Here is a 4,784-nt window from a genome sequence, read left to right as displayed (position 1 = left end):
CTGGGCTTTGATGCGAAATGCCAGGGAAGAGAATCTTTCCGAGCATTGTCTGGAGGTGGCGATTTTAAGCCATGCCTTGGCGACCATAGGAAATATTCGCCTTGAAAAGAAGCTTTCTCCGGAAAAATTGGCCTTGAGAGCCTTATATCATGATGCCTCCGAAATCCTCACCGGAGATATGCCTACTCCCGTAAAATATGGAAAGGAAGCTCTTCGCGCCGCCTATAAAGAAGTGGAAAAGGAGGCGGAGGAGCGATTGCTTCTGGCCTTGCCGGAGGATATGCAGGGGGCGTACAGGGAACTGTTCTTCCCGGCTGAGGAGGAGAATACCGCCTATGAAAATAGGATCTTAAAGGCGGCGGATAAGCTTTCCGCCTTGATTAAGTGTAGAGAGGAAATTAGAGCCGGTAATCAGGAATTCTCCACAGCTTTGCAATCCACGGAAAAGATCATAGAAAATCTGGCGAAGGAGCTTCCGGAGCTTCGGATTTTTCTGGAGGATTTTTTACCGGCCTACGGAAAGACGCTGGATGAACTTACGGAATCTATTTTGCAAAAATAAAAGAGCAACAGCAAAAATAAAAGGCCAGCTGTATTTTTGCATTGACAACGATAGAATACTCCTATAGAATAATGATAATAATTATTATTTTAAAACCGCTGTTATCTATAAGGGGTAACAGCTTATAGAAAAAGGAGGTAGTATGTCATTATTAAACAAGGAAGTGGAGGATTTTTCCGTTAACGCTTACCACAAGGACAGCTTCTGCACCGTGGAGAAGAAGGACATTTTAGGAAAGTGGTCCGTATTCTTTTTCTATCCCGCGGATTTTAGCTTTGTTTGTCCTACAGAGCTGGAAGATTTGCAGAACAAGTATGCGGAGTTTCAGAAGATTGGCTGTGAAATCTATTCCGTATCTACCGATACCCATTTCGTGCATAAGGCTTGGCACGATGCATCTTCCAAGATTGGAAAATTAAGTTTTCCGATGCTCTCCGATCCCAGCCATAGCCTTTCCAAGGCCTTTGAAGTATTTCCGGAGAATGGAAGCCTTGCGGAAAGAGGAAGCTTCATTGTGAATCCGGAAGGAAAGATTGTAACCTATGAAGTAAGTGCCGGAAATATCGGAAGAAATGCGGATGAGCTTCTTCGTAAGGTTCAGGCCTGCCAGTTTGTTGCCGAGCATGGCAATGAAGTTTGCCCTGCAAGATGGACACCGGGAGAAAAGACCTTAAAGCCCGGAATTGACTTAGTTGGAAAGATTTAATAAAGAATTGAATCAAGAGATTTTCCCATTCGCAATTCTGTGTTAGAATTCTGCGAATGGGATTTTTTATTCTTAACGAGTATTCCACGGGTTGCGTGCAATGTCTCGTCTGCTATGAACTTCTTCATGTAGGGGAAGATTGTAAAATGTAGGGTGAGATTATAAATCTTCTGAAATAGAGTGTTGAAATATAGGGGAATAAGGGGAAAGTATGGGATTTCTCTTTGAAGATAAAGAAGATAGGAATGGAAAATATGCGGAAATCACCGGATATGAGGGACGTATCCGTCATTTGCTGATTCCGAAAATGGTGGAAAACGAAGCGGGACTCATGCTTCCGGTGCGGGTGATTGGCAGCCATGCCTTTGACGGCAGGGAGGATTTATGCTCGGTGGAGCTTCCGGAGACGGTGCACACCCTAAGAAGTTTTTCCTTTTTTAACTGTGTTCACCTTTCTCATATTCGTCTCTTTGACAGCATTGAAGAGTATTATGACGGCAGCTTCCGGCAGTGCAGAAGTCTGCAGGAAATAGATGTACATTTGCTTAGAGAGGGACGTTTTCAGATTCTTCGAGATATCTTAGGGGACAGTGACAGGCAGATTCTTCTGCATCTGACGATGGAAAAAGGGGAGTGTGCCCTGCTTTTTCCCGGATATGTGGATAAGGTTCGGGAAAATACCATGGCCAGGCAGATTCACGATACGATAGAGGGCTGCGGCTACAGCTACAGGCAAACAGTAGGTCGTTCTCAAATAGATTTTCGTCTTTATGATAAACATTTTCAAAGGGCTAGCTATGATGCCAAAGAGGCGGCGGTGTTGATTGCCCTTTGCAGACTCCGATATCCTATGGAATTACTGGACTGGGCGAAGGAAGAGTATCTTCATTTTTTGAAAGAAGAAGGAGAATTCTCCATTTCCTTTCTCTTGGAAGAGGGAGAAGAGGAGTGGATTCGTTATTATTTATCTTTGGAAATTTTGTCTAAGGAGGCCTGTGAGAAGGCTATTTCCCTTTTATGGAAGCAGGAGTGTCCGGAGCTTACAGCCCTGTTTTTAGCTTATCAGGAAAAGCATTTTCCCAAGAAAAAGGAGGAGATGTTCTTTGATATTTCGGATTTGTAAGAGGAAAAGTTTAGGGAAGAATGATTTGGAAGAAATGATGCGGGATAATGTTCACTAATCGACTGAAATTCTCGTGGATATAGTAATCTTGTGAAATTGTGTATGGAAAGGAAGGAAAATGAAGGGAAAAAGGGAAGAAAGACGTCCTACCGCCCAGGGAAGTTTAAATGACCTTGGCAGCAGGATTTTAAATCAATCTCGTTATGAACTAAGTCTTTCCATGCGGCATTTGGCAAGAGCTTTGGATAGGCTTCCCTATGAGATGGATTTTAATACCCAAAGGATGGGAACAGAGGGGGAGAGGATTCATTTTCATCCCGAGTTCATCTTCCAGCTTTTTATGGAAAGTCCCCAAAAGTTAAATCGTCTTTATATGCATAGCCTGCTCCATTGCCTTTTTCGGCACATGTTTAAAAATGAAGATAAGAAGGAAGAACTTTGGAACATGGCCTGTGATATTCATGTGGAATATGTGCTGGATTCTTTGGATGTGGATTTACTGAAAAGACCTGCGGGGGAATATCGGGAGAATACCTTCCAAAGATTGGAAGAGAAAATCAAAACCTTAAGTGCGGAGCGAATTTATCAGTATTTGGAAGAGGCGGATTTGGATTATGATGCCTGGGAACGCTTAGAACGGGAGTTTTACAAGGACGACCATGTATTTTGGAAGGTCATAGACAGAAAGGATGCTCCCGGACAGGAAGGAGAGGGGGATAGCGACGGGGCGCCCCTTCCTTTGCCGGAGGATTTTACGCCCAATGACAAGCCTTCCGGAGAAGAGAATGAGGGGGAGAAAAAGGACAGTGGTGATAATACTTCGGTTGAAAATTCCGAAGATAAGGATAAGTCTCCTCGAGAGAGCAAGTCATCAGAAGATGCTTCCCCGCAAAGTGGAACGCCCTCTAATGGAGAAGGCAAAGAAGAGAAGAATCAAGAAGCGGGAAATCAAGAACCCGAAAACCGGGGGAGCGAAGGCGAAGGAAACACGGGAGAGGGAAACTCGGGAGAAGACAGCCAAGGGGAAACCAAGCAAGAGGATAGTCAAAGTGGGAATTCTTCCGGAAAAAAGCAGGAAGAAAGAAAAAAAGCGGAAAACCGGAAGCCCCCAGGACAGGAGAAAAGAGAAGAGCGGGAAGCTAAGAAAAAGAGGGATGATCTCTCTAAGGAATGGGAAGATATTAGCAAACGAACGGAGCAGGAAATCGAACATTCCTCTAAAGAAAAACAAGAAGAACAGGGGAGTCTGGCCTGGTTTTTGCGTTTGGAACAGAAGAAATATACGGATTTTCGAGATTTTCTCCGGAGGCTGTCCGTGGATAGAGAAGAGATGGAAGTAGACTTGGATTCCTTTGACTATGGCTATTATTACTATGGTTTAGAGCAGTACGGAAATATGCCCCTTATCGAGGAAAACGAGTATAGAGAAGGCAGAAAGTTGCAGGAGCTGGTCATTGCCATTGACACCTCTCATTCCACCAAGGGGGAGATGGTTAAGGGCTTTTTGGAGGAAACTGCCGGCATTTTAAAGCAAAAGGACGCCTTTTTCCAAAAGGTAAAGGTACATATCCTGGAATGTGATGATGAATTACGGAAAGACATTTGTCTGGAAAATGTAGAGGATTTAGAACAATACAGCAAAAATTTTGCGGTAAAGGGAGGCTACGGAACGGACTTCCGCCCGGTTTTCCGCTATGTTTCGGATTTACAGAAACGGGGAGAACTGAAGAATTTAAAGGGGCTAATGTATTTTACCGATGGGAAGGGGCGTTATCCCAAGGAGGCACCGCCCTATGTTACCGCCTTTGTCTTCCCCAAGGGAGAGGATATTGATGATGACAATGTTCCCTTCTGGGCGATGAAGCTGTACCAAAGGGAGAAGGATTAGTAAAAAAGCGAAGAGACTATAAGGAGAACTTTATGAATATAGAAGAAGCAAAAGAAGAAATCAAAAGGACGGTGAAGGCCTATCACCAAAAGGATGCCTCCGGTTGCTATAAAATTCCGGTGGAAAGGCAAAGACCTTTGTTCTTGATGGGACCTCCGGGAATCGGAAAAACCGCTATCGTGGAGCAGGTGGCAGAGGAACTGGGAATCAATCTGATTTCCTATACCATTACCCACCATACCAGACAGTCTGCCATCGGACTGCCTTATATTTCCAAGAAAATGTATGGAGACAGAGAGGTTTCCATTACGGAATATACCATGTCGGAGATTGTGGCCTCCGTTTATGAACAAATTGAAAAGACCGGCATTTCCGAAGGAATCCTCTTTCTGGATGAAATCAATGCGGTGTCGGAGACATTGGCGCCTACCATGCTGCAATTTCTTCAGTATAAGACCTTCGGTATGCATCAGGTTCCGGAGGGCTTTGTGCTGGTGACTGCAGG

At 44.3% G+C, this 4,784-nt stretch carries 5 protein-coding genes; all 5 read left to right on the top strand.

Annotation, left to right across the window (positions count from 1 at the left end; translation table 11 throughout):
* Positions 1-562, top strand: a 562-nt coding sequence (gene yfbR / locus RYL27_RS10950; protein ID WP_314967175.1) for a 5'-deoxynucleotidase, incomplete at its 5' end; no start/stop codon positions are given.
* 142 nt (positions 563-704) lie between these two features.
* The gene (gene ahpC / locus RYL27_RS10945) at positions 705-1,268 is read left to right on the top strand and encodes an alkyl hydroperoxide reductase subunit C (RefSeq protein ID WP_007157979.1); all 564 of its coding nucleotides are present in this window, start codon (positions 705-707) and stop codon (positions 1,266-1,268) included.
* A gap of 211 nt (positions 1,269-1,479) precedes the next feature.
* Positions 1,480-2,391: a leucine-rich repeat domain-containing protein gene (locus RYL27_RS10940; RefSeq protein ID WP_314967174.1), complete on the top strand. Its 912-nt coding sequence runs from the start codon at positions 1,480-1,482 to the stop codon at positions 2,389-2,391.
* Between the two features lie 118 nt (positions 2,392-2,509).
* Positions 2,510-4,279: a vWA domain-containing protein gene (locus tag RYL27_RS10935; RefSeq protein ID WP_314967173.1), complete on the top strand. Its 1,770-nt coding sequence runs from the start codon at positions 2,510-2,512 to the stop codon at positions 4,277-4,279.
* Between the two features lie 32 nt (positions 4,280-4,311).
* The coding region (locus tag RYL27_RS10930; protein WP_314967172.1) for an AAA family ATPase at positions 4,312-4,784 on the top strand (473 nt) is incomplete at its 3' end.

The sequence above is a fragment of the Oribacterium sinus genome (assembly GCF_963537195.1).
GTDB classification, from domain to species: domain Bacteria; phylum Bacillota; class Clostridia; order Lachnospirales; family Lachnospiraceae; genus Oribacterium; species Oribacterium sinus_A.
The sequence above is the reverse complement of the archived record's forward strand: the minus strand, read 5'-3'. Positions and strand labels throughout refer to the sequence as shown.